Annotated in this window: 31 protein-coding genes, 2 pseudogenes and 1 riboswitch; of the genes and pseudogenes, 6 read left to right on the top strand and 27 right to left on the bottom strand. The window is 41.5% G+C overall.

Features of this window, described 5'->3' with window-relative positions; genetic code table 11:
- Positions 1-49: 49 nt before the first annotated feature.
- The 7 genes from QM454_RS12890 to QM454_RS12860 form a co-directional block, all read right to left on the bottom strand.
- The gene (locus QM454_RS12890) at positions 50-949 is read right to left on the bottom strand and encodes a stage III sporulation protein AE (protein WP_432358646.1); all 900 of its coding nucleotides are present in this window, start codon (positions 947-949) and stop codon (positions 50-52) included.
- 15 nt (positions 950-964) lie between these two features.
- Complete coding sequence (locus QM454_RS12885; RefSeq protein WP_432358644.1) at positions 965-1,363, bottom strand: SpoIIIAC/SpoIIIAD family protein; 399 nt, start codon at positions 1,361-1,363, stop codon at positions 965-967.
- Entirely contained in the window at positions 1,342-1,551 is a 210-nt protein-coding gene (locus QM454_RS12880; protein ID WP_060209461.1) for a SpoIIIAC/SpoIIIAD family protein, read from the bottom strand. The genes QM454_RS12885 and QM454_RS12880 overlap by 22 nt, the downstream gene beginning before the upstream one ends.
- 135 nt (positions 1,552-1,686) lie before the next feature.
- Positions 1,687-2,244, bottom strand: coding sequence for an elongation factor P (gene efp / locus QM454_RS12875; RefSeq protein ID WP_432358642.1), 558 nt, complete (start codon positions 2,242-2,244; stop codon positions 1,687-1,689).
- A 22-nt stretch (positions 2,245-2,266) separates the two neighbouring features.
- Positions 2,267-3,325 carry a M24 family metallopeptidase gene (locus tag QM454_RS12870; RefSeq protein ID WP_432358640.1) on the bottom strand — a complete coding sequence of 353 codons (1,059 nt, stop codon included), beginning with the start codon at positions 3,323-3,325 and terminating at the stop codon, positions 2,267-2,269.
- A complete protein-coding gene (gene aroQ, locus QM454_RS12865) occupies positions 3,322-3,768 on the bottom strand; it encodes a type II 3-dehydroquinate dehydratase (RefSeq protein WP_432358638.1) in 447 nt (148 codons plus the stop codon). The genes QM454_RS12870 and aroQ overlap by 4 nt, the downstream gene beginning before the upstream one ends.
- 74 nt (positions 3,769-3,842) lie before the next feature.
- Positions 3,843-4,259 carry a hypothetical protein gene (locus QM454_RS12860; protein WP_432358637.1) on the bottom strand — a complete coding sequence of 139 codons (417 nt, stop codon included), beginning with the start codon at positions 4,257-4,259 and terminating at the stop codon, positions 3,843-3,845.
- Between the two features lie 176 nt (positions 4,260-4,435).
- On the opposite strand from QM454_RS12860, the gene QM454_RS12855 reads away from it, so the two are divergent.
- The gene (locus tag QM454_RS12855; RefSeq protein ID WP_432358635.1) at positions 4,436-5,419 is read left to right on the top strand and encodes a DUF1385 domain-containing protein; all 984 of its coding nucleotides are present in this window, start codon (positions 4,436-4,438) and stop codon (positions 5,417-5,419) included.
- Positions 5,420-5,778: 359 nt separating this feature from the next.
- Here QM454_RS12855 and QM454_RS12850 read toward each other — a convergent pair whose 3' ends face one another.
- The 4 genes and pseudogenes from QM454_RS12850 to QM454_RS12835 all read right to left on the bottom strand — a co-directional run bounded on the left by QM454_RS12850 (position 5,779) and on the right by QM454_RS12835 (position 10,776).
- Positions 5,779-6,510, bottom strand: a complete 732-nt coding sequence (locus QM454_RS12850; protein ID WP_432358633.1) for a hypothetical protein — start codon at positions 6,508-6,510, stop codon at positions 5,779-5,781.
- Positions 6,511-6,893: 383 nt separating this feature from the next.
- Positions 6,894-8,657: pseudogene (locus QM454_RS12845) on the bottom strand (vitamin B12-dependent ribonucleotide reductase); the annotation flags it as partial.
- 318 nt (positions 8,658-8,975) lie between these two features.
- Positions 8,976-9,773 (bottom strand): annotated as a pseudogene (locus tag QM454_RS12840) (ribonucleotide reductase N-terminal alpha domain-containing protein); the annotation flags it as partial.
- Positions 9,774-9,939: 166 nt separating this feature from the next.
- Positions 9,940-10,776, bottom strand: coding sequence for a lipoate--protein ligase family protein (locus tag QM454_RS12835; protein ID WP_432358631.1), 837 nt, complete (start codon positions 10,774-10,776; stop codon positions 9,940-9,942).
- Between the two features lie 293 nt (positions 10,777-11,069).
- On the opposite strand from QM454_RS12835, the gene QM454_RS12830 reads away from it, so the two are divergent.
- Positions 11,070-11,390 (top strand): rhodanese-like domain-containing protein, encoded by a 321-nt coding sequence (locus QM454_RS12830; RefSeq protein ID WP_432364001.1) that lies wholly within the window; start codon positions 11,070-11,072, stop codon positions 11,388-11,390.
- Positions 11,391-11,451: 61 nt separating this feature from the next.
- Here QM454_RS12830 and gcvPB read toward each other — a convergent pair whose 3' ends face one another.
- The 10 genes from gcvPB to comGA all read right to left on the bottom strand — a co-directional run bounded on the left by gcvPB (position 11,452) and on the right by comGA (position 20,040).
- A complete protein-coding gene (gene gcvPB / locus QM454_RS12825) occupies positions 11,452-12,930 on the bottom strand; it encodes an aminomethyl-transferring glycine dehydrogenase subunit GcvPB (protein ID WP_432358629.1) in 1,479 nt (492 codons plus the stop codon).
- Positions 12,923-14,269, bottom strand: a complete 1,347-nt coding sequence (gene gcvPA / locus QM454_RS12820) for an aminomethyl-transferring glycine dehydrogenase subunit GcvPA (RefSeq protein ID WP_432358627.1) — start codon at positions 14,267-14,269, stop codon at positions 12,923-12,925. Before gcvPA ends, gcvPB begins: the two co-directional genes overlap by 8 nt.
- Positions 14,270-14,293: 24 nt before the next feature.
- On the bottom strand, positions 14,294-15,397 hold the full coding sequence (gcvT, locus tag QM454_RS12815; RefSeq protein ID WP_432358625.1) for a glycine cleavage system aminomethyltransferase GcvT: 1,104 nt from the start codon (positions 15,395-15,397) through the stop codon (positions 14,294-14,296).
- Between the two features lie 133 nt (positions 15,398-15,530).
- A riboswitch (glycine riboswitch) is annotated at positions 15,531-15,623 on the bottom strand.
- A gap of 182 nt (positions 15,624-15,805) precedes the next feature.
- Positions 15,806-16,318: a shikimate kinase gene (locus tag QM454_RS12810; RefSeq protein WP_432358624.1), complete on the bottom strand. Its 513-nt coding sequence runs from the start codon at positions 16,316-16,318 to the stop codon at positions 15,806-15,808.
- 165 nt (positions 16,319-16,483) lie between these two features.
- The gene (comGF, locus tag QM454_RS12805) at positions 16,484-16,933 is read right to left on the bottom strand and encodes a competence type IV pilus minor pilin ComGF (RefSeq protein ID WP_432358622.1); all 450 of its coding nucleotides are present in this window, start codon (positions 16,931-16,933) and stop codon (positions 16,484-16,486) included.
- Positions 16,918-17,220 carry a hypothetical protein gene (locus QM454_RS12800; RefSeq protein WP_432358621.1) on the bottom strand — a complete coding sequence of 101 codons (303 nt, stop codon included), beginning with the start codon at positions 17,218-17,220 and terminating at the stop codon, positions 16,918-16,920. The genes comGF and QM454_RS12800 overlap by 16 nt, the downstream gene beginning before the upstream one ends.
- Entirely contained in the window at positions 17,210-17,656 is a 447-nt protein-coding gene (comGD, locus tag QM454_RS12795) for a competence type IV pilus minor pilin ComGD (protein WP_432358619.1), read from the bottom strand. Before comGD ends, QM454_RS12800 begins: the two co-directional genes overlap by 11 nt.
- Positions 17,653-17,970, bottom strand: coding sequence for a competence type IV pilus major pilin ComGC (comGC, locus tag QM454_RS12790; protein WP_432358617.1), 318 nt, complete (start codon positions 17,968-17,970; stop codon positions 17,653-17,655). Before comGC ends, comGD begins: the two co-directional genes overlap by 4 nt.
- A gap of 14 nt (positions 17,971-17,984) precedes the next feature.
- Positions 17,985-19,040, bottom strand: a complete 1,056-nt coding sequence (comGB, locus tag QM454_RS12785; RefSeq protein ID WP_432358615.1) for a competence type IV pilus assembly protein ComGB — start codon at positions 19,038-19,040, stop codon at positions 17,985-17,987.
- Entirely contained in the window at positions 19,033-20,040 is a 1,008-nt protein-coding gene (gene comGA / locus QM454_RS12780) for a competence type IV pilus ATPase ComGA (RefSeq protein ID WP_432358613.1), read from the bottom strand. The genes comGB and comGA overlap by 8 nt, the downstream gene beginning before the upstream one ends.
- 298 nt (positions 20,041-20,338) lie before the next feature.
- On the opposite strand from comGA, the gene QM454_RS12775 reads away from it, so the two are divergent.
- Positions 20,339-20,581, top strand: a complete 243-nt coding sequence (locus QM454_RS12775) for a DUF2626 family protein (RefSeq protein WP_432358611.1) — start codon at positions 20,339-20,341, stop codon at positions 20,579-20,581.
- Between the two features lie 89 nt (positions 20,582-20,670).
- Here QM454_RS12775 and QM454_RS12770 read toward each other — a convergent pair whose 3' ends face one another.
- On the bottom strand, positions 20,671-21,306 hold the full coding sequence (locus tag QM454_RS12770; RefSeq protein WP_432358609.1) for an MBL fold metallo-hydrolase: 636 nt from the start codon (positions 21,304-21,306) through the stop codon (positions 20,671-20,673).
- Between the two features lie 161 nt (positions 21,307-21,467).
- Here QM454_RS12770 and QM454_RS12765 point away from each other — a divergent pair, with 161 nt between their 5' ends.
- A complete protein-coding gene (locus tag QM454_RS12765; protein WP_432358608.1) occupies positions 21,468-21,644 on the top strand; it encodes a DUF2759 family protein in 177 nt (58 codons plus the stop codon).
- Positions 21,645-21,690: 46 nt separating this feature from the next.
- Here QM454_RS12765 and QM454_RS12760 read toward each other — a convergent pair whose 3' ends face one another.
- The 5 genes from QM454_RS12760 to rpmG form a co-directional block, all read right to left on the bottom strand.
- Positions 21,691-22,797 carry a hypothetical protein gene (locus QM454_RS12760; RefSeq protein ID WP_432358606.1) on the bottom strand — a complete coding sequence of 369 codons (1,107 nt, stop codon included), beginning with the start codon at positions 22,795-22,797 and terminating at the stop codon, positions 21,691-21,693.
- Between the two features lie 78 nt (positions 22,798-22,875).
- Positions 22,876-24,750, bottom strand: coding sequence for an LTA synthase family protein (locus tag QM454_RS12755; RefSeq protein WP_432358605.1), 1,875 nt, complete (start codon positions 24,748-24,750; stop codon positions 22,876-22,878).
- A gap of 143 nt (positions 24,751-24,893) precedes the next feature.
- Complete coding sequence (locus tag QM454_RS12750) at positions 24,894-25,088, bottom strand: YqgQ family protein (protein WP_432358603.1); 195 nt, start codon at positions 25,086-25,088, stop codon at positions 24,894-24,896.
- Positions 25,085-25,666 carry a 5-formyltetrahydrofolate cyclo-ligase gene (locus QM454_RS12745; RefSeq protein ID WP_432358602.1) on the bottom strand — a complete coding sequence of 194 codons (582 nt, stop codon included), beginning with the start codon at positions 25,664-25,666 and terminating at the stop codon, positions 25,085-25,087. The genes QM454_RS12750 and QM454_RS12745 overlap by 4 nt, the downstream gene beginning before the upstream one ends.
- Before the next feature lie 63 nt (positions 25,667-25,729).
- The gene (rpmG, locus tag QM454_RS12740; RefSeq protein ID WP_060210366.1) at positions 25,730-25,879 is read right to left on the bottom strand and encodes a 50S ribosomal protein L33; all 150 of its coding nucleotides are present in this window, start codon (positions 25,877-25,879) and stop codon (positions 25,730-25,732) included.
- A gap of 171 nt (positions 25,880-26,050) precedes the next feature.
- Here rpmG and QM454_RS12735 point away from each other — a divergent pair, with 171 nt between their 5' ends.
- Positions 26,051-26,410: a hypothetical protein gene (locus QM454_RS12735; RefSeq protein ID WP_432358600.1), complete on the top strand. Its 360-nt coding sequence runs from the start codon at positions 26,051-26,053 to the stop codon at positions 26,408-26,410.
- Positions 26,407-26,898: a hypothetical protein gene (locus QM454_RS12730; protein ID WP_432358598.1), complete on the top strand. Its 492-nt coding sequence runs from the start codon at positions 26,407-26,409 to the stop codon at positions 26,896-26,898. Before QM454_RS12735 ends, QM454_RS12730 begins: the two co-directional genes overlap by 4 nt.
- Positions 26,899-26,917: the final 19 nt, after the last annotated feature.

Below are 26,917 nucleotides of genomic sequence, written 5' to 3'. Positions count from 1 at the left end.
AATACAGTGATGAATAATACGCCAGTCAAAAACTCCAGCACGCCATCCCTCATTTCACTGCAGTTATCAATTTAACAAGGATGACAGTAAACAGTGCCGTATAAATGAATGCAAATGCGACGAGAAATGAGACTGCACAAAGGACGAATAACGTTTTCCCGATATCATCGAGTATTCCTGTTATATCTTCGTCCGCGAATGGTTCGATAAGCGCAGCTGTCCATCGGTATAGAAATCCGGTCAATAGCGTCTTTAACGTCGGCATTAAAGCTACCGACCATATCGTAAAAATTAGCCATGCTCCAATAAAAACGCTTGCACCTGATGAATAACGCCCGATTGCACCTAAACTATCCGTCATGAAAGAACCGATTAGAGGAACGTTTTGACGGATCAACTCTTTGATCGGCTCACTCGTTACACCTGTCAATGCCCATGAAATTGTGCCGCTTGCAGTAATGAAAATAGAATATGCGGCGACTAGAGCTGAAACAAGTCCAAGCAAGGTACTCCTGAGCAAGTCCGCCATCTTCGTGAATGGAATTGCCGGATGGAATCTTGAAACGATGTCAAACAGCATGGCCGCAGACAGTAGCGGAATAAGGATTTTATCCGAGAGGATCACCGCCCCGTTTGCAAACAACAGCATGGCAGGCTGGAAGTTCAGCATAGTAAATGAACCTCCGGAAGCTAAAATACTAGCGGTCAACAACGGATAAATAGAAATGAACATCGTTGCGATCGTTTGCGTAATCGATCGAATTATTTGCAAATGTTCATATGCAGGGAAAAGGACGACGGTAAGTACGATGAAAAACAAGAAAGTTCTCGTCCATCTGCGGAATGAAGGAAAAAGAAAATCAAGTAGTAATGCCATGAAAGTTGAGATAATGACAATAATGAAACTTGATAGGACTGTCCCGATTACGGATTGGAGCATAGGCATCATGGATTTTTCATCCGATCATTTAATGATAAATTTGGAGAGCGTGTCAAGCAGCGTCGATAACTGTGGGAGCCAAAGTGATAGAATGGCAATTTTAACAGCCAAATGCGCAATTTTTGCAATCGATTCATATCCCGCTTCGGCCACATGTTTTGCAATTAATTCAGAGAAATAAAACAAAAAGACGCTTCCGATCAAAAGCTTTGCATAGGGGCCTGGCATCGGCTCAAATAATTGTAAGAAAGTTTTTCCGAAAGGTATGAGGATTGTGATACCGACGTACGACAGAAAGAAAAAGAAAATAGCTGCATAAATGATTGGCTGCAAACTCTTGGAAGCGAAAGACACGATAAGAAGAAGGAGATAAATGACGACTAGTTGGAAAAGCGTAACCATTAGAATGCTAAAGAGAGCCATTGAAAGAACTCGGCAATTTCCGAAAAGAAAATCCTAAGGAAGCGGAGCATTTCGGCGGCTATATAAATGTAGGCTACAAAGAAAAGAAAAAAAGAGAACTCCTTCTTACCGGTTTGTTCAAAGAAGACATGAAGAAAGCCAATAACCAATCCAATGCCGGCAATACGTAATAAATCATTCAATTCCATTTCGGGTTCCCCCTTCATGAACAACTTATGAAAGGCTGAAGGGAAATATGATGTAGTTTCCAAGGAAAATAGATTTCCGCCACAGAAAAAACACTCCGATTACCTATAAAGGTGTCGGAGTGTTTTTTTGGAGAATTACGCTCTTGAAACGTATTCCCCTTCTTCAGTATTGATGATTAATTTATCGCCAACGTTGACGAAGAATGGTACTTGGACGACAAGACCGGTTTCCAATGTAGCCGGTTTTGAACCACCACTTGCCGTGTCGCCTTTAATGCCAGGTTCAGTTTCAGTTACTTCAAGTGTAACAGTTACAGGTAGTTCAACGCCTAGAATTTCATCTTTAAATGAAACAACGTGAACTTCCATATTCTCCCTCAAGTAATTCAATTCTTCTTCAATTTGTGCTGAAGGCAACTCAATTTGCTCATATGATTCATTGTCCATGAAAACATGGTCATCACCGTTTGCATACAAGTATTGCATACGACGGTTATCAATTTGTGCCTTTTCAACTTTCTCACCAGCACGGAATGTTTTCTCATTCACATTACCTGTACGTAAATTACGTAGTTTTGATCGGACGAATGCTGCACCTTTTCCAGGTTTAACGTGTTGGAAATCAATGACGCGCCAAATGTCCCCTTCAAATTCAATTGTTAACCCTGTCTTAAATTCGTTTACAGAAATCATACTATTTCCTCCATTATGTTCGTTATAGGATGATTAGTTCTTTAGTTGAATGCGTCAAACGGACATTGCCGTCCTCAGTGATAAGTATATCATCCTCAATACGGACACCGCCAATTCCAGGTAGGTAGATGCCGGGTTCGACAGTTACGGTCATATTCGGTACGAGAACCGTTTCGGAACGGAATGACAATGCCGGCCCTTCATGCACTTCCAATCCGATGCCGTGGCCCGTCGAGTGTCCGAAAGCATCCCCGTATCCTTTTGACTTAATGTAGTCTCTAGCGATCGCATCCGCTTCTATACCTGTCATACCCGGTTTAATCTTTTCTAAAGCCAGTTCTTGCGCTGCAAGGGTCACTTCATAGATTTCTTTCATTTTTTCGGAAGGCTCACCTATCGCGACCGTCCGGGTGATGTCTGAAATATATCCATTGTAAAGCGCTCCGAAATCCAAAGTGACAAGTTCACCGGATTGGATCACTTTGTCCGATGCGACGCCATGCGGCAATGCACCGCGTTCTCCTGAGGCAACAATCGTATCAAATGAAGATGAAGTTGCACCTTGTTTTCTCATGAACATTTCAAGTTCGTTTGATACTTCAAGTTCAGTTACGCCAGGTTTGATGAACGTGCAAATATGTGTAAAGGCATCATCTGCAATTTTTGCTGCTTGCTTCAAGATTTCGATTTCATCGGCTGACTTTACCGTACGAAGTTTTTCAACGATGCCGGATACCGCTTTTAATTCCGCATCAACTTTCTCATTATAGTATTCGTATGTGCCAAATGAAACATAATCTTTTTCGAAGCCTAATGTTTTGATTTTCATCTGCTCTACTTGCTTGGCTACTTCATCAATGATCGTTTTTTCATGTTTGACGATACGAAAACCCTGTACTTGCTCAGCCGCCTGTTCCGTGTACCTGAAATCGGTGATGAATACGGCGTCGTCAGCTGATATGACTGCAACACCTGCACTTCCTGTAAATCCAGTTATGTAACGTCGGTTATATGGATTCGTCACCAATAGCGCATCTAAACCGTTTTCTTTCAATGCTTCACGCAATTTCGCCAACTTCATAGCTTTACCCCTTTTCTTCGGAGAAGGAAAGCTCGGAGTGCAAGCTCATAACCATTTATGCCAAAGCCGGACATTTGACCGATGCACACCGGTGCGAGCATCGAAGTGTGTCTGAACGGCTCTCGACTATGTATATTCGAAATATGAACTTCGATGACCGGAACATCGACGGAAGCGATTGCATCCCGTAATGCAATACTCGTATGTGTATAAGCTCCTGGATTGAAAATGATCCCATCACATCCGGCATCTTCAGCTTCGTGGATTTTATCGATCAATGCGCCCTCGACATTTGATTGATAAAAAGTGATGTCAATGAGCTCCTTTTCAGCAATCGATTGTAGGTGTTGTTCAACATCTGTCAACGTTTCCGCACCATAAATCCCAGGCTCCCTTTTGCCTAGCCGATTCAAATTAGGTCCATTCAGAACAAGCAGTCTCACAGCTATACCATTCCCCTCACCATTTTCTTCCCTATTTTATCATATCGTTCCAATGGCGCAACCTATTTTATTCGTCAGTCGAAAGTATTCTTCATATAGACCGCCGTACCCGCGATGAACCTGCTCACGATTGCTATGATCGAAAAGAACGGAATAGACAACTTCTTGACACCTTCCGGAAACGTCTGTGGCGAGTAGATAATCCACTCAATGGCAATTGCTGCAATAATGCTAACAGTAATCGCAGTAATTGCTGGTGGTATATTTGCAGTAGCTCTCGACAGTGCATAAAATAGTCCGAACACAATGAAGAGGATAATGAATAAGATCGCCCACTTCCATCCCTCGTCTGACGAACCGAACAATAGCCACTTTTTCCCCCATCCGACAGGTGACCATTTGATGAAATTGAAAAATTGAAGAAACTTTAATGCGCCTGTTGTGAATAACGCTGCGATAATCGTCGTCCATACCATTGTTTTATTGAACATCTCGAACCCTCCTTATGATGAGTGTCGGAAAATAGGTTCTTTTTTAAACCTTAATGGTGGAGACAACAGCTAATTTTTTGTACAATAGTATGATAAGTTATTTGCTATACTAATATTGAGTAACTCATTAATCAATATTTGTTTTTCATTTGAATAAGAGAAGGTGTTGGTAATCCATGTCTAAAAAACAGCAACGGCCGGCATATGGTGGGCAAGCGCTCATTGAAGGCGTTATGTTCGGCAGTAGAAATCATACAGTGACCGCCATTCGGCGCAAAGATGATTCACTTGATTATTTTTATGTTCCTAAAGAGCAGAAGCCGCTCTCCTCGAAATTGAAAAAGATCCCTTTTGTTCGTGGGATTGTCGCTTTAATCGAATCCGCAGGGATTGGATCGAGACATTTGACGTTCGCAAATGAGCGTTATGACGTCATGCCCGGTGAAGAAGCGGAAGCGAATCGTGAGGAATCTTCCAAGCTATCTCTGGTCATCGGTGTCGCTGCAGTCGGAGTTCTCTCATTTTTGTTCAGTAAGTTCGCGTTTACATTAGTTCCGGTGTTTTTAGCGCAAATGCTTGAATTTATGGCACCTGGAAAAACAGCCCAAATTTTACTGGAAAGCTTTTTTAAACTCTCATTATTGTTGTTGTACATTTCTTTAATTTCCATGACTCCTATAATTAAACGTGTTTTCAAATACCATGGGGCTGAACATAAGGTGATTAACGCTTTCGAAAATGGACTTCCTCTGACAGTTGAAAATGTCCAAGCTCAATCCCGTTTGCATTACAGATGCGGCAGTAGTTTCTTGCTCTTTACCGTCATTGTTGGGATGTTCATTTATTTCTTAGTTCCAGCTGAACCTTTGTGGTTTAGGGTTGTTAACAGGATTCTATTGATTCCTGTCGTAATTGGTATATCTTTTGAAGTATTACAGTTTACGAACAGCTTGCGTAACATTCCGGTGTTGAAGTATTTAGGGTATCCCGGATTATGGCTTCAGTTGTTGACGACAAAAGAGCCTGAAGACGATCAGGTAGAAGTGGCAATCGCCTCTTTCAATAAATTGCTCGAAATCGAAGAGCAAGGAATCGAAAATGTCGATATTTTAAACTCAACCGACACAAAAGTACAAGATTCAACAGTTCCTGTTAATTAATAAAAGGAAGTGCCCCGATAGTTGTGGCACTTCCTTTTTTAGGTTTTAAATAAAATGTTGGTTGGGATGACGCAATCTGTACGTCACCCTTACATTTAGGTTTCGCTATGAAAAATGTTGATTTGCGCTACAGGCGGACGCTTTCCGCGGGCACGGCTTCAGCCGCTTCCCTCGCTGCGCTCAGTCCAGGGTCTTCAGCTCGTGCTGTTCCCGCAGGAGTCGCCGCCTTACGCTCCAATCAACGAATCCCTCTTAATCTAATAAGAGAAAACCCCGCTTTTATTTCTTCCATCGATCAACAAACTAACCCGTTACCGATAAATGGTTTTTTAATAAATGCATCCGTTTGTTAAAATGGGTCATGATGAACTTTCCAAAATATATTCCCGGATAAGCTGCAGCATCTTCTCTTGCATCTCCTCATTATTTTTATCCTTTTCAATTAAATAGCCGGCGTGATAAATGTAACCATTGTAATAAGCGTAAAATTCATCCGCAGTTGTTCCAACAACTCCTATCTTTTTTTCCGCTTCATTATATTCGTAGTATCTATACAGCAGCGCACTATTTGTTGTACGCACTTGCTGGTAAATCGGCAAGTCTTCCGTCAAGCGTCCTTTTATTAATTTATTTCCCACCAAATCTATTTCGTATGAAATATCATGACCTTCCAAAGGATTTCGATCGCTCTCCGTCATGGAAATGATAAAAAACTCATCCGTATTCCCGTACTCGTTCTTACCAATGTAACTGATTTGAACTTGGCTTATCTCCTTTCCTTCATTGTTCGTAGAAGTTACGAAGTAGACTTTTCCCTCTTTGACCCTAAAAGGTAAGCTATCTAAATCGATTGGGTGTATAACTTTTTTCATTTCATCAGGCAGAGAAGAAGACTGCACCTCATTCATCGCTAGAGGTTTGTAGAATTTACTGTTTTTCCTTTCTTTTAGCCCATCGTATGAATGAAAATACTCACTAAACGTGAGATTATTACCTTTTACTTTTTCTAGGTTTGTTTGATTAGTAGAGCATCCAAACAAAAGGAACACCATAAAAATAATCGGACATGCTTTTTTAAGTATTTTTTTCATAAACATGACCACCTCCTGACCCTTAACATTTCATACAATAAAATGGCTCACTTCTGGCTTGACGTCATCGAATAATACCCTCTATTACTGAGTACTTTAAAGTTATTTAAAGTACAGAAGGATAGTATGTTTTATTTACGACTATAAACACCGCTACAGCCACTACTATAATGCCCATGACAATTCCAACCTGTTTCATACATCCCCCCTGTGTATTAAATCAAATTGATATAGTTCTTCTTGAACAAGAATGAAATCACTATCACGTTTACTATACCAAATATTTCAAACAATAACTTAGTGAAATCATAAGAAAATAGAAAAAACAGGTAAAGAAAAACAATTGTTTTTCTTTACCTGTTTTATTTCGTCGACTTATTTTATTATAAACCGCATTTCAATTGTGCGTTACAGTTCGTGCATGTGTTGCAGCCGCCCATTTCCTCGACGGTCCCTTGTCTACATACAGGGCATGTATCGCCGACTTCTGAACCGATTGTGACGTTAGTCGAACGCAAGTCCTGAATCGTATTTACGAGTACAACTTTTCGTTGTTCGACAACTTCTTCAACATAATCAGAGTCCATTTGATTTTCTTCGGCTTTTAACGTCAGCACTTGTGAGTCACGGCTGCCGTCCACATACACAGTGCCGCCTTTCGCTCCGCCTTTGTATAGACGCTCGTAGACGCTTTCCACCTGCTCGACTGTATAGCCGCGCGGTGCGTTTACTGTTTTAGAAATCGAGCTGTCAATCCAGCGCTGGATGATGCATTGTACGTCTGCATGCGCTTCTGGTGCGAGGCTCATTGATGAAATGAACCAGCTTGGTAAATTGTCCGGATCTGCTTCTGGGTTACGTTGTAAATATTCCTCTACGATTCCAGCTTTTACCTCGATGAATTTGCCGAGGCGTCCACTTCGGTAATACGTAAACGAGAAGTAAGGTTCAAGGCCTGTAGAAACTCCAACCATCGTTCCAGTGGATCCCGTTGGTGCGACTGTCAACAAATGGGAGTTCCTAATTCCGTGTTCGAGAATTGATTCACGGATATCTTCCGGCATTTTTTTCATGAATCCTGTGTTGATAAATGCTTCGCGGAGCGCTTTCGTTTCTTCGTCAGTCTTGCCGACAAGGAACGGGAAGCTTCCTTTTTCTTTCGCAAGTTCAATCGATTCGCGGTAAGCCGTTGTCGCAATTGTTTCAAACACTTTGTCGACGAGTTCGTTGCCTTCTTCTGATCCGTACTCTTTTTCACAATAGATGAGAAGATCAGCAAGACCCATGACGCCAAGTCCTACACGGCGTTCACCAAGGGCTTGTACTTTATTTTCTTCAAGGAAATAAGGTGTCGCGTCGATGACGTTGTCCTGCATACGAACACCTACACGTACGGTTTCCATCAATTTTTCATAGTTTACCGTTTTTGTTTCTTTATCCGCAAATTCAGCAAGGTTTACAGCAGCTAAATTACAGACACTATAAGGAGCAAGTGGTTGCTCTCCACACGGGTTTGTTGCTACGACTTGCTGGCCGTATGCTTTAGCGTTTGTTTCGTTGTTTGCATTATCGATAAAGAAAATACCAGGCTCCGCGGAATACGTTGCGCAAATGTTAATTAGATCCCACAATGCGCGTGCTTTGATTGTCCGGTAAACACGAACTTCATATCCAAGACGCTCCCATTCACGTACATCTCCGACCTTATGCCATTCCTTATTGTACGTCGCCATTTCCTCAGGTGAATAATTTTCAACTGCAGGGAAACGAAGCTCATAATCAGCGTCCTGCTCTACTGCTTTCATGAAGTCATCTGTCAATGTGACGGAAATATTCGCACCAGTCAGGAACTCTGGATTGTGTACAGAATATGTTCCACCGTCACGCAATTTAGTCTCCGCGTCTTTTAAGATCGCTTCGTTGAAACCGCCCATACCAGGGATTGTCCGATAGTTGAGGATTCCTTGGTACATCGCTTCCTCTTGTGCAGTAAGCGGCTTGAATTTCAGCTTTTCATTTGCAAGCTTCTTGATCATTTCATCTTCTGTATGTTCGAGAAGATAACGTAAAATCCTCGGATTTTGCATTTTCGAAATGATAAATTCGCAAATATCAGGATGCCAGTCCGCCAGCATGATCATTTGTGCCAAAAATTTCTAGTTACGTTGATTCGCTACATCAACTCTCCAAGTCACCTTAGAGTTCAGACCATATCTTGTACCCTTAAAGAGTACCCTCGCGCTTCGGGATTGCTTAATCCCTACTCTACTCGCTTCCACAAAAGTGTGCTTTCGATGGCCGTTGAACCTTCTCCATTCGACAGGAGCTTGGCTGCTGATTGTCTTTATCCCCTCATCGTTTTCAAGCATTCACGCTTACCGTTTCCAGTTACGTTGTAGCCGACAAGTCATAAAAGAGTTTCCAGCAATTCACGAGGTTTATTTATAGACGAGGCACACAAATTTACCACGTCTTGATCCGCCTTGTTCGACAAGATGTGTCAATTTCGCAATGTCGTCAAGCCACGATACTGAACCGGACGATTTACCATTGACGCCTCGTGCAAGCGTGTTGCGCGGTCGCAATGTCGAACCGTTCGTTCCAACGCCGCCGCCACGGCTCATAATCTCCATTACTTGTTTACGGTGATCGGATATGCCTTCACGGGAATCCGCCACGAACGGCATGACGTAACAGTTGAAAAATGTCACTTCCGTATCAGATCCAGCCCCGTACAATACACGACCCGCTGGAATGAAGTTCATTTTAGACAGTTGTCCATAGAACCGCTCGAATGAAGCATTCCGTTGCTCTTCCGTCTTTTCAACAGATGCGAGCCCTGTCGCATTTCGTTTTGCAATCTGCTCATAAAATACTTCAAGCGGTTTTTCGATAACGTCAATCGGTCTTGTAATGATCCCCGATTCCTGTTCCACTGGATTGTCGATTGCAGTTCGGTATTCCTTTTCAATCCAAATATCCGCTTTTCGATTTTTTTCATCAAGTGCTGTAATGAACCCAAGACCCCTTGCCGGAAACTTCGGGTCCTCCTTTACCGTCAATACGACGAAATCACCGACTTTCAGCGTTTTCTTTTCAGTATCCTTAAAAGAATAACGATCGATCATGACGAGACGGGATACACCACTATGCTCGATTTTCATATCTTCTGTTATTGGATGCACTTGCGGGAATCCAGCAATATCTGCATTCAACCGCGCCTTATTCAGAGTCGGCTCTTGATGTTTAGATACAACAACCATTTACGCATCCTCCCTCTTATATATTTTACCAACACAACATGTTGTGTTGTTTCTATCCCCTAATCTACTACATATTGAAACCTGCCGCAATGGTAAGATTTATTGTCATTTTACGGAGGTTGATATTATGCGATTCAACTCGAAAAATAATTCAAAAGTTCTACTGTCATTTCCTAAAAGTCCAGTCTTTATTCGCATATTTTTTCCGTTCGATTTCTTTTACAAATAAGTGTTGTTCTTCCGTAAGTTCCATCGGTTGAAGAATGATATCCAAAGCTGTTTCAAAACCTTTCGCAAAAGCGTCTACACACTCTTCCATTAAGATAACACGGTCTGTCAATCGATTGATTGCAACCGCTTTTTCAGGCAGAATTTCACGCATACGCTTACGACTTTCTTCGGACTCAAACTTAAACAAAGATACCAATTTGTCTTCGTCCAAACCTAAGAGGATTGCCCCATGTTGTAAAATCACACCTTTCTGCCTAGTTTGAGCGCTTCCCGCCACCTTCTTCCCTTCCACGACGAGTTCATAAGAGCTTGGGGCATCGAAACAAACAGCGCTTTTCGGCATTTTCATGTGATCGTTCTGCTCTTTTGACTTTGGCAATGAAAATTCAGCATGTAGACCGAGGTTACGGAAGCCTTCCAAAAGCCCCCCAGAAATGACGCGATAGGCTTCTGTGACAGTTTCCGGCATTCCAGGATATTCTTCAGTAACAATCACGCTATATGTAAGTTCATGTTCGTGCAGGACTCCTCTTCCACCGGTCGGCCGACGTACGAAACCGAGGCCATGCTTTTCGACCGCTTCCATATCAATTTCTTTTTCGACTCTCTGGAAGTAGCCAATCGATAAAGTTGCAGGCTCCCATTCATAAAATCGTAGAACTGGTCCAATCTCTCCCCTACTGTGCCATTCGAGTAGTGCCTCATCAAGTGCCATATTGTAGGAAGGTGAACACTTACCTGAGTTAATAAAATGCCATGGAGTTTGTGCCAAACTACAATTCCCCTTTCATAATAACGTTTTTCATTTTAACATCCCTATGTCTATTTGTGTCGAACTTTTTCACACACAATATCTTCATCGTATCATGAACAGCTCGCTCAAATAAGTATTGATTTTTTAAAAGTTACAGCATATGGTTTTGGCATGTTCGAAAAAAATCATTCCCATTGAACATACGCCTCTCATTCTATATAATGGAGCTAAATATCGAAGGGGGAAAAGCGGTTGTGAATTACTATGTTTTAGGTGCAGTTGTACTAATTTTGATTTTATACTTCGTCATTATGATGCTGCGTCTTCGAAAAGCGGTAACGAATTTGACGCAAGAGCAGTTTATCGAAGGATATCGGAAAGCTCAATTGATTGATGTGCGAGAGCCAAAAGAATTTGAAGCAGGACATATTTTAGGTGCCCGCAATATTCCATATTCACAATTCCGTCAACGTTACAAAGAGATCCGTCCCGACAAACCGGTCTATTTATATGATCAAAATACCGGTAAAAGTTCTCGTGCAGCATTGTTCCTTAAGAAAAAGGAATATACTCAACTTTACCAACTACAAGGCGGCTTCCGCACGTGGACAGGCAAAGTAAAAAGCAAATAAGCATACTTCAAAACAATAAAGGAGAGACCCTATTACGGGGCCTCTCCTTTCTTTATTCTATTTAAACATTCACAAGCTCTTCTTCTTTAATGTAGCGCAATACAGGTTGACGAGCCGCTTTCGTCTCATCAAGACGACCGATGACCGTCGTATGAGGTGCCTCCTGAACAATTTCAGGATTTTCTTCGACTTCGTTTGCAATTTGGATCATTGCATCGATGAACGCATCAAGCGTCTCCTTCGACTCTGTTTCCGTCGGTTCAATCATAATTGCCTCTTCAACGTTCAGAGGGAAGTAGATCGTAGGCGGATGGTAGCCGAAATCGAGCAAGCGTTTTGCCATATCCAACGTCCGTACACCTAATTGCTTCTGACGGCGTCCCGATAATACGAATTCGTGCTTACAATGTTGTGTGTAAGGCAGGTCGAAATAAGGCTCTAGTTTGCGCATCATGTAGTTCGCATTCAATACCGCGTTTTCCGTAACAGCTTTCAAGCCATCTGGACCCATTGAACGGATGTATGTGTATGCACGTAAATAGATACCAAAGTTTCCATAGAACGGCTTCACACGGCCGATCGATTGAGGAATGTCGTAGTTAAATGTATAACGGTCTTCTTCCTTTACAAGGATTGGTTTCGGTAAGAATGGAGCCAATTCCGCCGTCACACCTACTGGGCCTGAACCTGGACCACCGCCACCGTGAGGACCTGTAAAAGTCTTATGCAAGTTCAAGTGTACAGCATCAAAGCCCATATCTCCTGGACGCGCTTTTGCCATGACAGCATTCAAGTTCGCTCCGTCATAATACAACTTCCCGCCTACGCCGTGTACAATTTCAGCCATTTGAAGGATTTCTTCCTCAAATAGCCCTAGCGTATTTGGATTTGTTAGCATAAGCGCAGCTGTATCCGGTCCGACTTTTGCTTTCAAATCTTCAATATCGACAAGTCCAAATTCATTTGACTTAACTGTAACTGTGTCAAAACCAGCAACCGTTGCGGATGCAGGGTTTGTACCATGAGCAGAGTCCGGAACGAGTACTTTCGTTCGATGGCCTTCCCCATTCGCTTCGTGGAAAGCGCGAATCATCATAAGAGCCGCCCATTCTCCATGTGCACCTGCAGCAGGTTGAAGCGTTACTTCAGCCATTCCGGTAATTTCGGATAAATGTTCTTGTAGATCATACATCATTTCCATTGCACCTTGTACAGTCGATTCATCTTGCAATGGGTGAATATTTGCGAATCCAGGGAAACGAGCTACAGCTTCGTTTATTTTCGGATTGTATTTCATCGTGCACGAGCCGAGCGGATAGAAGCCCGTATCAACCCCGTGGTTACGGTTGGATAGAGCTGTATAGTGTCGCATAATATCTAGCTCCGAAACTTCAGGAAGTTCAGCATCCTCTTCACGAATGTATCCATTTGGCAAATGACTGGAAAGATCGATTTCAGGCACATCAAGCTCAGTTAAGCTATAGCCAATTCTGCCTTCTTTCGTCAATTCAAAAATGAGCGGTTGGTTATCTTTATGCATGAAGGGCCTCCATTTCCTGCACTAATGCATCGATTTCTTCTTTTGTACGTTGCTCAGTAACTGCAAGTAAAGCATGATTAGCAAGTTCAGGGTATGTCAAACCGAGGTCATAGCCACCAATGATTCCTTTTTCAAGAAGCTTTGCATTCACTTCTTGAACAGGCTGTTTGCAGTCTACAACAATTTCATTGAAATGTGCACCACTGTACTTTACTGTAAATCCTGCTTTTTCAAATGCGCTTTTCGCATAAGCAGTTTTTGCGATATTTTGATAAGCAATCTCTTTTACGCCGGCTTTTCCTAAAGCGGTCATCGCTACAGAAGCAGCAAGCGCATTTAACGCCTGATTTGAACAAATATTGGATGTCGCTTTATCGCGACGGATATGTTGCTCACGCGCCTGAAGCGTCAATACGTACCCACGTCTTCCTTGGTCATCAATTGTCTCTCCAACTAATCTACCAGGTACTTTACGCATCAATTTCTTAGTCGTCGCGAAATAGCCGCAATGCGGACCTCCAAATTGTTCCGAAATACCAAATGGTTGTGCATCGCCAACTGTAATATCTGCCCCTAGTTTTCCAGGTGGTGTCAACACGCCAAGTGAAAGCGGATTGGCCGAGACGACGAAAAGACCACCTTTTTCATGAGCCAATTCACCAATTTTTTCGATGTCTTCAACTTGGCCGAAGAAGTTCGGATATTGAACGAGAACAGCTGCTGTATTATCATCCATTAACTCCTCAAGCATTGAGATATCAGTGACACCGTCCTTTTGCGGGATTGTCACGACTTCAATCGATTGGCCAGCTGCATAAGTAGCCACGACATCACGCGATTCCGGATGGACTGTCTCGGATATTAAAAGTTTCTTACGACGTGTATGTCCGGCAGCGAGATTACCAGCTTCGGCAAGTGCCGTCCCGCCATCATACATTGAAGAGTTTGCAAGGTCCATGCCTGTCAATTCGCAAATCATCGTTTGGAATTCGAAAATAGCTTGCAATTCACCTTGGGAGATTTCAGGTTGGTACGGTGTATAAGCTGTATAAAATTCAGATCGCGAAATGACGTGATCTACGATAATAGGCTTGTAGTGGTCATACACGCCAGCTCCAAGGAAAGATGCATATGTACGCGCATCTGCGTTTTTCGCTGCAAGCTGCGCAAGCTCCTTCATTAATGCCGACTCAGACTTCGCTTCTTTAATGTTCAATTCACCTTTAAAACGAACTTTTTCAGGAATATCTTCGAAAAGTTCATCAACCGTTGCAATTCCGATCGCCGATAGCATTTCTCTACGATCCGTATCCGTCATAGGGATATAACGATGCTTCATGTCACATATCTCCTCTTCATTCATTTATCGTTTATAGAAAGGTGTAGCAATTAATACCGCTTTTAGTCGTTTGCCTCTAATTTCAACTTCAACTTCAGTTCCTTCTGCTGTATGTTCAGTTGCAAGTAAGGCGAATCCAATATTCTTTTTCAATGTCGGCGATTGAGTTCCGGTTGTTACTTCCCCAATCTCATCTTCACCGATGAATACTTTATAGCCAGTCCGTGGAATTCCCTTATCAATCATTTCAAGACCGACAAGCTTTCTTGGAACACCGTTCGCTTTTTGTGCTGCGAGTGCTTCTTTGCCTATGAAGTCTACTTCTTTATTGAGTTTCACGACAAATCCTAATCCTGCCTCAAGCGGTGATATGTCTTTTGACAATTCTTGGCCGTAAAGCGGCAACCCCGCTTCGAAGCGTAAAGTATCACGCGCACCTAATCCAGCAGGCACAACACCTTCTTCTTCTCCCGCTTTCAAAATGACTGCCCATAGAGCGACAATCGATTCAGGCGACCCGTAAATTTCAAAACCGTCTTCACCAGTGTAGCCTGTCCGTGAAACGAGAACCCGGTGTCCGGAAATATCGACATCTTCTTTAAAACGGAAGAACTTAATTTCATCCAAAGGTTCGGAAGTTAACTTTTGCAATACTTCTTGCGCTTTCGGCCCTTGTAATGCAAGCAAACCGAATTCGCTAGAACGGTCATCGATGACCACTTCCCCAGTTACATGCTTCTTCATCCACTCGACGTCCTTTTCAACATTAGAAGCGTTTACGACGAGCAAGTAATCATTCTCTTTCCTTTTGTAGATGAGCAAATCATCTATTGTACCGCCATTCTCGTAACACATTGCAGTATATTGCGCCTGCCCGTCCTTCAATTTAGAGACGTCGTTTGTAACGAGCCCTTGTAGATAGGAAAGTGCATCTGCACCCGAAACAAAAACCTCACCCATATGCGAAACGTCAAATAGGCCTGCTTTTGTTCGAACTGCTTCATGTTCAGCTTTAATACTAGAAAACTGAACTGGCAGTTCCCAACCTCCGAAATCAATCGTCTTTCCACCGTACTGTTGATAACTATCAAATAGTGCGGTACGTTTCAAAGTTTCTGTCAAAGCCATATCCCCCTTGAAATGAATGATAAAAAAAGACAGAAGTCCCCTTGAATAAGAGAACCTCTGTCCGTGTACCTGAAAGTTTGACCTTGCGGCTTTCCTCTTTGGTGGCCGAATAGATCGGCGCTCTCCAGAGACGCGTCATGAATGAGTCTTTTTACCTGAGAGATTCATAACTTCCGTTACTTGCTCCTTCGGCGACGCCCAATGCGTGCTCTCCCCATCCAATCATCCGCCTATATACAATTGAAAAAGATTAAAATTCAGACGAATAAACGTCCTTTCGCCTTATATCTTAACATTTCAATTTTGAAAGCGCAATTGTTTTTGATCTATTATTATAATCACGAATGAAAAATAGATTGCCGTGAACATCATTCGTGTTTTAACCATCAGATATTTCAGTTATACAGTTTACCAGTTTTTTAATCTATTAATTTGCGATGCGATGTATTGTGTAATCTCGTTTAATGTTCTATTTGCCGTCTCAACTTTGAAATGGGCGCTTTGCAAATATAATGGACGTCTACTGTGAAAGAGCATCTCCAATTCACTTTTAGAGGAACGTTGAACAATTGGTCGATTTTGATCCGTGGAAATCCTACGCCAAATATCACGAAAAGTGGAATTCAAGAAAAAGACAAGCCCTGTCCTTCTCATAATTTCCCTATTTACTTTTCTCATTGCAACGCCTCCACCAGTCGCAATGATACAAAATTCATCTTCAAAATTTCGCAGGAACTCCGTTTCCATTTCCCTAAATCTTTCCTCACCATATGTTTCAAAAATTTGAGGGATTGTCATGCCTGTCCGCTTGGATATTTCCGTATCCATATCGTAAAAAGGTATATGCAGCAATGCCCCTAATCGTTTGCCAATTGCACTTTTGCCGCTTCCCATAAAACCGACTAAGTATACTCTCTTCATATTTACTACCCGCCTTGCCTCATGAACTTTGTTGTTTCTTTCTCGTAATAGTGTTCGATTGAATCGAATGTTCTGTATAGATTACTATGCCATGAAACGATAGTAAAAAGAAAGAGGCTAACGAGAAATAGTAAAATTATCGAAGCTGCTAAAACGGCTCCTTCCTCATTCTTGGTGCATTCCAATCACAAACCTCCTTTCCCGCTTCCTTCCGTCAAGCATGGTTACTTCAACGTTCAATTCATGTTCATCCTGGGCGAAAAACACGTTCGATACATTCGTGAAGAGTGGCACATGGCCGCTTTCATTCACCCGTTTACGTATGACATAACCGTTTTGTTCGACATGGATTTTCCCTCTATCATTGAAAAAGGAAACGGCCCTATTACCGATTAGCACATCGAAGTTTTCAACATCGACTAGTAACGATTGCAGTTCAATTGCAAACAGCTCCCATTCTGTTTCGTAGTAATCTTTCAACTGACGCTCTACTGGCATTTTCCAGTATAGGAATAGGACGACAAAATGGAGGAGTACAGCCATAATCAGCAACTGAAACAGCGCTTCTATAAGAGTGTATCCAGACTCATTGCGACATTTTAGAAAGCTATGCATTCCACGACTTCCTTTTCTATGTAATGATAGGTTACACAGATTCTTTCGCTTTCAACAACCCAGTTGTATACAGTCTTATCTACTCGGTTCGTCCCCGCCACCATTCCGTATGCATTATAGAGGATGGCACCGTGATAGGCAGATTCCGCCGCATGCATACTTAACCTCTTCATTTCTAATCGTACTGACATATGGGAATAAAGGGGTAACAATGTTCCGAATATGACAGTTACTATGACAAGTGACAAAATCGTTTCTGGCCAAGAATAACCTTTTTCATTGCTCATATACAAGCACTCTCCCATGCTGTAGTTGCAATGTCAACTTCTTGTCTCCCGTAGATGACCTCAAAATCATTGTTCCCGGATTGACGATATTCCCATTTGGATGAAATTCAATTGTCTTTAAATTACTGCTGCTTACCCAATGCATATCACCTGGAAAATCGACAGTCAAATAGGTCACCGAACTAGGCGCGAACAAACTGTAGGACCGGCCAGAATTCCGGAACCTAATCGCCGTATACGTTTCGTTCGCCATTGCGTAAGCTTGCGCATGGTGAATCGTAGCGATAAATGTATACAGAGCTTCCTCTTCACTCTGTTTCGTTATCCAACGATCACCTATAGGCAGGATGATAGCTGTTATAATAGCGACGACACTTAGCACTAATAACATCTCCAGAAATGTATATCCGTTTTCGTTAGTCGCTTTCAATTTCAACCGGATTTTCCTAATTTAGTAACTTTACCGTTTTCTATTGTAAGTTCTGTTCCATCTGGACACTTTGCTTCTTTCGGCAAGTAATCGCCAGCTATGAGATCATCGAGTGACGGATCCGAGTTAGGATTATCCATCTTATATGCTACTACTTGTCCCTCAACCATCTTCACGTATGCCTCACACCCTTTTTCATCAATCTTCTCCGAATGCTTTGCCACATTCGGGATTGCGATTAAGACTAGGACAGAAATAATAAGCAAAACAATCATCATTTCAATTAGCGTGAATCCATCTTCTCCTTTTACCTTCTTCAATCCTTTCCTCCTCCTTAGAAATTGTCAAACATACTGTAAACTGGCAACAACAGTGCGAGATAAGATGCCAAAATGCATATAGCCAACACTGTGAACAATACAGGTTGCAAAAGCGCAAGCCATTTCTCCAATTCCTCTTCAATCATAACTTCGAGGTTTTCACTAAACAGTAGAAGTTCCTTTGCCAAATGCCCCGTGTCCGAACCGTGTTTTGCATACGCGCTTAATTCATTACGAAGTCCTTTCGTCATTTTAATTGCTACGTCGAAGTCTTCTCCGTAAATAACATGTTCTTTAATTTTCATTGCTACGTCGCTCAGAATTGGATTCACCCCTTGTCCAACCAATACGTCAAGCGCGTCTTGCATAGATAGTCCTGTTTGAAGCAGGCTTCCTAACTCACCTGAAAAGTCCCGTGTTATCGTTTTCGAGCAAAGTGAACCGACAAAAGGAATTGACATGAGGAAACGAAGTTTTCCCGATGCCGGCAATTTATGATAGTGAAATTTACCGAATCCTGCACTTACGATGAATAGTACGCCACTTCCGATTAGTAGGTCAGGAATTGCTGATACAATTTTAGGAAGCATAGAAACAATGCCGCTTAACTCCTCACTCCTCGCAACTGCCATCACTTGCAGATTAGGAAGAAAATAACTTCTAAAAACGATTAGAAAGATTGTAAGGAACGAAAAAAGGACAAGCGGATATAGGAGAAGATTTCGCAGCCTCTTCTTTCTCTCTTCCTCGCGCTTCATTCTATCCGCAATTCCTTTTAACGCCTCCGCCAGCCTTCCATCCACTTCTGCAATGATGACAGGCAAAAGGATATTTGAAGAAAATCCAAGCCTTCTAAGAACATCCGTTACGCCGTAGCCTTCTTTCAAATCCTTTTCCGACTGCATTAGCAATTCATCATACCGTTTAGAATGGTGAGGCATGAGCAGTACTAACCCATCGTGAAATGTGTACCCTTCTTGTATGAGAGTTGAGAGCCTTCCTAAAAACGCTGGACGATTATGAATGATTGGCATAGATCGCTTACCTAACCGTCGTACCCCTTTACCCATGGAGCATCCTTGTTTCGTAGCTATATTTTTTAGCGATTGCATCGAGCGTCATTTCTTTCGGCACTGTTACAGGTTTGCCTGAAATAATTCCGTCAGCAATCGATTTCAATAGTTCCCCTTGGACGATTTCAAACACCGCCCCGACGCTACCATCTTTTTTCCGGATAAGACGCTGGGCGGATATACAAACGACCGTTTGCCTTAATTCTTCGGGAGTAATTCCGAAATCCATCATTCTATAGAAGCAGCCTTCCGGATCTTTCGAGTGGACCGTCGTTAGGACGAGATGGCCCGTTAATGCAGCTGCTACTGCGGTTTTAGCAGTTTCAGAATCTCTAATTTCACCAATCATAATAACGTCCGGGGAATGTCTGAGTATCGCTTTTAATCCAGCTGCATATGTCATCCCGGACCTTTCATTAACTTGTACTTGAAGTAAATGTGAATGATTGTTTTCGACCGGATCTTCAAGTGAGATTACATGTCTTTCAAGCTGATTGACACAATGGGCAGTAAGGGAATAGATTGTCGTCGTTTTTCCGCTTCCAGTTGGACCCGTCAATAAGACGAGCCCTTGTCGTTCCTCGGCTGCACGCCGAAGTTTTTGTTCCCAGACAGGCTCGATACAAAGACTAGTAAGTGGAACTATTTGGTCATGCCTTTGAATGCGGATAACAACACTTTCTTTCATTTGAATAGAGGGCATCGTCGATACACGGAACGAAAAGTTTTTATCATGGATTTTTTTATGAAATGAACCGCTTTGTGGTTTTCGTTTATCGCTAATATCTAGTGAGGAGAGAAATTTAAAAAAGGAGATTATGCGGGCGGCCAATTGTGGGGGAAATGTGCCGGACCGTTCTAGTTTAGAATTCTTTTTAAAACAAATATCATATCGATCTTGCATCGGAACGAGATGGATGTCTGTCGCCTCGTTTGCAATTGCTCGTTCCAAAAGATCAAAGCTCTTCTTCTCTACGAAATTGTCACGTTTTTGCATTGAACACCCCTCTTTCAATTGGTGAAAGACCGCTTTTCACCTTAAAATGAGTATACGTCGAACAAATTGAAAAAGGAATAGTATATCGTGAATTCAATTTTTAAACGCCGTTTTCGGCTTAAATTCGAAATTTAATAGGCATTTTCCACTCAAAAATGATTTTTTAAGCAGGTCAATATATTTGCACTCCATGCATTTGTCACAATCTTGACTTGATTGGAGTTTACTTTTCCAGTTCCTATCTATTATAATGAATAAGAGATCATTGTATTGTTTTACGTTAAGGAGGGACGCACTTATGGATAACATGTTCAAGCTATGCGGTTTTTGGACTGGCATTTTCGCTGTAATGTTTTTCGTCGGTGGGATGATGACAGCTTCCGTCATCTTCATCGCAAGTACTATTTTCTTCCTGCTGCTTGGATTTTTGAATCTAACAGAGCGTATGTATATGTACATGTTCGGAGCTTACCTAATGATTTTTATGGTAGGATTCAGCTACTATGCGACATTCATTCACGTACCAGGTGGAGGACACTGATCGTCCTAAAGAAAAAAACAGCCATTCCGGCTGTTTTTTCTATTTCCTGTGTGATTTCGTTGTAAGATCTAATTTGGTGTTTAACTTTATTAGAAACCGTTTAAAAATGGGTTCGAATATTTTTCCTCTCCCGGGGTAGTGGATGGACCGTGACCTGGATAAATGAGGAAGTCATCATCCAATGACAACAGTTTATCATGGATGGACTGAAGTAACGTCGCGGTATCGCCTCCAGGTAAATCAGTTCTCCCTATACTGCCTTTGAATAACGTATCTCCTACAACGGCAATTTCTGCCTCTTTGAAAATGAACGAGACGCTACCAGGAGAATGCCCCGGCGTATGACGGGCCTCCAATTGAAAAGACCCTATCTGCAATTCACCATCCTCTAGAAAATAATTTGCTCCCTGATTTTCCACAAGAGGTAGTCCAGGGTACCTTGAGGACCCGTTCAAATCTGGATTTCCAAGCCATTCGCGCTCAGCTTCATGAATATGGACCGGTATGTCAAAGTAATTCCTGACTCGATCTACCGCCCCGATATGGTCAAAATGCGCGTGCGTCAATAGGATTGCAAGTGGTCGCACTTCCAATTGTTCAATTTCAGTAATAATACGATCCCCTTCTTCTCCTGGATCGATAACCAAGCATTCTCCTTCATCATTCAATACGAAATAACAATTCGTTTGAATTGGACCTAACGGATATGTACGTATTTCTAGCATTCTTTTCGCCTCCTCCCCTTGATAGTAATGAACTTCTAACCAGATTTCAAACAATTGTCATTTATATGCCTCGACAAACTTTACAGGAAACAGTACAATGAAGGAGGAATATTGCTAATTCGGCATTCATTTTTTTCTCTATTGAAAGGAGTGTCTTTTGCATGAACATCTTAATGGTAATTTTCGGTCTTGTTGCTATCTTTGCTGTAATTGGTACTGTACAAGCTTTCAAAGAACGTAATGTGCTAAGCATTTTGTTCAATATTGCAGCTGCCGTTATCTTTGGCGGTTTTACAATCGCAACAATTGTCTTCCAAGGATATCCGCAAACATTGTAATACGTTATGTAAAAACATCCCCTCCATCAATTGGCTGGGGATGTTTTTAGTTATCAAATATAATCCACTTATGTTTTTCCTTCGTTTCCACGTCAATCAATTCTTCAGATGTATAGCCACTTAAACAATAACGTCCAGATGGTGAGCAGTTTAACGGTCCAGCATCCAATCCTCTCAAAAGCAACTCAGAATTTCCTTCTTCAAACATATATAAATTAAACCCGCTCGCCATTTCATCCAACTGACCGCTTTTCTCCGCACTTTTCACAATGAGACGATTCGAATCAATCCATTCAACCGTAGGGACAACCCACTCCGAATAGTTGCTAATGGCAGGTAACGTCCACCTAGATACGACATTCGCGTCAAACGTTCTAATTGTGTACGTAAATTCTTCTGAGTCAAGAGCCTGCACGTCTAGAAAAAAAGAATCGTTAAACTGATCAAAATAGATAACATTTCCAATTCCAGTCATCTCGACCGCCCCTGTATCCAATCGGAATAACTGTATCTCTCCTCCGTCTAGCGGATGATCTTCAAACAATAAGCTCATGATATTGTTCTCCCCTGCCCATTTAGGAAATGGGTCGTCCAGTTCAATGATGGAAAGACTATCGTCAAAACCATCAAAAACGAATAAATCAAAAGACCAATCTTCATGAAATGCTGTAAGCAATATTTTTTCCGGGTTTGTGCGATTCCATTCAATGGCAAGCTCCGTCGAATCAATTTCCACTCGATGCTTCACAACGCCATCCATGCCGACGACCTTAATAATTGCCGATGCAGGATCCTCGCTCGTATGTACTAATAAATAATCACGGGAAGGATGAATGAGGACATCGATTATGAATGATTCTTCCTCATATACTAACCCGGATTCTCCAGTTGCAATATCAAAATAATTTACTTTATAAAATGCACCATGTTTCTCAACGTACAAAATTTGAGTATCATCCAGCCAACCTGCTATGAAATGAAAGTTGGAAGCAGACGCTGTAAATACATGGGGTGTGGGCGGCTCTGCTGGCTCTTCTACAAGATTGTCCGGTTCTTCGATACCACCAGGCTGCACAATCGGTGGTTCCTTCTGTATCGAACAGCCGGACAACATCAAGAAGATTATCGCAAGCATCGACAATTTTTCTCTCATCAAACCATCCCCTTCCGTCTTTCTCAAAAAAATATCTGCACGGTAAACGAACCCGTGCAGAACTTAGTCGTTATCGGCTTATTCCTCTTCGTTATACATGAACCTGAGCAAATCTCCATTAATAATCAAGTCAGAGTAGCCAAGTTCATTCGTAGCTCGCTCGATATAAGGCTCACACGCTTCACCGTCAGTTTCTTCCCCTGTATTGACATCATAACAAACTTCATGAGCGTAAATCATATTCTCAGTTACAAAACGTCCGTCTCTAAAAATGACGAATGGCTCGTGATCAGGCGAGAATATGTCAGCACCCATTTGCATGTCTTCTTTCGTATCAATTCCGAGCAAATGTAGGACTGTCGGTCTTATATCTAACTGGCCGGAAAGCTCTTCGACTGTTTTTCCTTTTCCGTAACCAGGAATGTGAATGAACATCGGCACTTTTTGCAATTCGACATTATCAAACGGAGTAATTTCCTTATCCAAGTACATGCCCATTGCTCTATTATGGTTTTCTGAAATACCATAATGGTCACCGTACATAACAATTATGGAATTATCATACAAGCCGCTTTCTTTCAAGTCATCGAAAAATATTTTTACCGCCTCATCCATATAGCGGACTGCTTGGAAATATTTGTTCAATGTTTTCGAGTTGGAATCATACGGCGGAATAATCATATCTTCTTCATCCAAATCAAATGGATGATGGTTCGTCAATGTAATCATACGCGTTGAAAACGGTTGAGGCATCGTCTTCATGATTTCCACGGACTGTTCAAAGAAAGGAATATCTTTCATTCCCCAATTGACCGCTTGCCCTTCTTCAATAGTATAGCTCTCGACATCATAAAATTTTTGGATACCTAAAGCTTGATACATAATATCTCTATTCCAGAAGCTTCGGTTGTTAGCGTGCATGACGCTAGTAAAGTATCCGTTTTCGCCTAACCTGTTAGACATGGAATTAAATGTATTTCCGCTATTCGTGAAAAAGACAGCTCCACCATTCCTACCATATAACGAGTTTTCCACGATAAATTCCGAGTCGGAAGTTTTACCTAACCCCGTTTGATGATAGAAATTATTGAAATAGAATGTATCCGAATCTTTTGTGAGCTCATTAAGGAATGGCGTGATTTCATAGCCATTCATATCGTTGTTAATGACGAAGTTTTGGAGTGATTCCAAAGAGACGAAAATAACATTGCGTCCTTCAGCAACTCCAAACATTTCCGGGTCTGGTTCAGCATAATTCGCATTAATATAGTTCGCTACCTCAGTCAGTTCACTTCCATCAGCAAGCGCTCGTTGTGCATGCGTTTTCGATTGAATGAACAAGTCATAAATATGGTAATTGTACGTCCCTATATTCTTAACAAGCAGTTCTCTGTCAAAGCTCCTTGTTAACAATTGAGGGCGTTGAGCTTCTGCCAATCCTAAATTGATCATAAGAACAGTTGCAGACACGACGAAATAGAGCTTGCGCCCAATGCTCCTTTGGCTTATTGAACTAGAGCTTTCAGATGTCTTAATGAATTTGACAGCTAAGGCAACGATAATGACATCAGCAAAGAATGTAATATCCATTAGATGCACATTCGCTCCGATTGAAGACGATAAGTCGCCAAAGTTGCTCGTTTGAAATAAAAGCGGTAGCGTAATGAAATCGCTGAAAAACCGATAAAATACCGCGTTACTAAACATAATAATTGATGTAACCAAACTGACCGAAAATATATAGATGTTGCGCCGTTTCGCACTCTTAATAAATAAGGCCAAACCGTATATGAATAATAGGAAACTAAGAGGATTCATGAAAAGAATGAATTCCTGCATCACATTATCAATTTTCATATTAAAGCTAGTGATATAGCCAAAATACGTTGTCAGCCATGTTGCAATAATAGCAATGACGAGTACGGAATGTTTGGGCCAAGTTACTTTTTTCATACTAAATCTTCCTTTCTAAATTGAAGCCTATCTTTGTAAATTCACCCTACCATTTGTACATGCACTACATATAATAGACGGACGAGACATAAAAAAGTTTCATTTTAATCTAAAAAACTTGATGGAAGTTCAATTTGTAAATTTTAATCCGTTCTTCTGCTTAATTCTTTTTTCAATATTAGTAACGAGGATAAGTAGTCCTCTTTCATGATTAAACCATTTTCATATAGCTCCATCACTTCAGTCATCATCATTTCGATATCTGTTCGTTGATTCCCCGTATATATAAAAATGCCGAAACGCTTAAGAAGTTGCAAGACATTAAGAAAATCAGTCATTTCGTATCACGCATCTTCCGACATTGTATCACTCGATTTTCAGTAATTATCTTATTGACTGGAATGTCATGTTCTTCAATAGGCACTAGTTGCGATGTCTGAATTTCAAAAGCAAGGGACACTCGATTCCCATCGTAATTAGTCAAATAGCGATCATAATATCCGCCACCAAAACCGATTCTAAATCCTTCATCTGAGAATACGACACCGGGAACTACTTGGAGGCCAATTTCACTTTTGCCGATGGATACAGTTCGCTCGACAATCGGTTCTTTTAAATCCATATAGACCGTCTCAAGGTCACTCATCGACGTAATAAGTCTAAAGTCCATCTCTCTCGTTTCAGGAATGCACTTCGGAACGGCAACTCGTTTTCCCGATTTCCATGCAAATTCAATTAACGGATATGTATCTACTTCGGGAAAGCGTGATATCGTCACACCAATCGTCCGAGCTGATGCATATTCTTCGCATGTATAGAGACGCTCTAAAATCGCAGCAGATTTACTTGCATGTTCAGAAGGATTCATATCTTTCATAACTGTTAACATCAGTTTACGTTTGGACAATTTACTCATAGAAGTATTCCCTCCATTCTGAAATAAAAAACCAAAACCCGCGAAGAGTTTTGGCATGAGCGATTATTTCGTTTCACGGTGCAAAGTTTGTTTCTTTTCACGTGAGCAATATTTTTTCATTTCAAGACGTTCCGGATTGTTACGCTTGTTTTTCTTTGTAATATAATTACGCTCTCCACATTCTGTGCAAGCAAGTGTAATATTTACGCGCATTGTTGTCCCTCCCACTCATTGGCAATATAAATTAATATGAGCATGATTTATACGACTTTTCAATTGTACCATATCATACGGGTATGTAAAGTAGAAAGTTTCAAATTACATTCCGAAGAAGCTTGTGATACGATGGGAGCAAAGTAATTTATTCCCGGAGGTTGTTCAATCGTGGATATTGAATTAATTTTACTAGGCATCGGCCTAATTTCCATCATTTTATCATTTTTCGTCGGTAGGTCAGGGCGCAAAAGCGAAGAGGATATAGAAAACATTTCAATCAGCCTCCACCAAGAGACGAATCAATTGAAAAAGCGCCTGAAAGCAGTTGAAGAGGAATTAATGATCGGTGTTGGACCAGTTCCTCAAGGGCCACAACGAAAGAAATCGAAACCGATTCACGAAATTATTGTCAATCAAATCTTGTCCTTAAAAGCTCAAGGTTATTCAATTCCCGAAATCGCCAAGCGCTCTTCTCTTTCCAATGAAGAAGTAATGAACGTGTTGAAGTCAAGGGGAGTCGCCTTATGATGAAAGATATTTTTAGGGGAGTTGGAATTGGCTGCATCCTTGCGGGTGGGATCCTTTATTACACAAATTCTACTACTGAGCAAATGGATAGTAAACAGTATGAGTCGCAGCTAGAAGACTTGCAAACTGAATTGGACAATGTGAAGAAAGAACTTGCAGTCGCTCAAATGCAATCACCTTCTCTTGAAGATGTAGCTGAAAATTACAATTCGAATGATGGAGTGGGGGAGACGGAACAAGAATCAGAATCGATTAACGAAGAAATGCCCGTCACTAAAATAATCCTTACAATTGAAGCTGGTTCGACGTCATCAACTGTAGCTAATAAACTTGAGCGAGCTCGGATAATTGGTAGCGCGAATGAACTAGAGCAATTCTTAATTGACAACAACTTAGCTGGTCGCATTCAAATCGGCGAGCACGAAATTGATACGTCGATGGACATTGGCACGATCGCTCGAATTATTACGAACACGAAAAATAGATAAGAAGAAAAGCTGCCCTTCG

It is taken from the genome of Sporosarcina sp. UB5 (assembly GCF_050859005.1).
Lineage (GTDB): Bacteria > Bacillota > Bacilli > Bacillales_A > Planococcaceae > Sporosarcina.
Note: the sequence above shows the minus strand (reverse complement) of the source record. Positions and strands in the feature narration are given on the sequence as shown.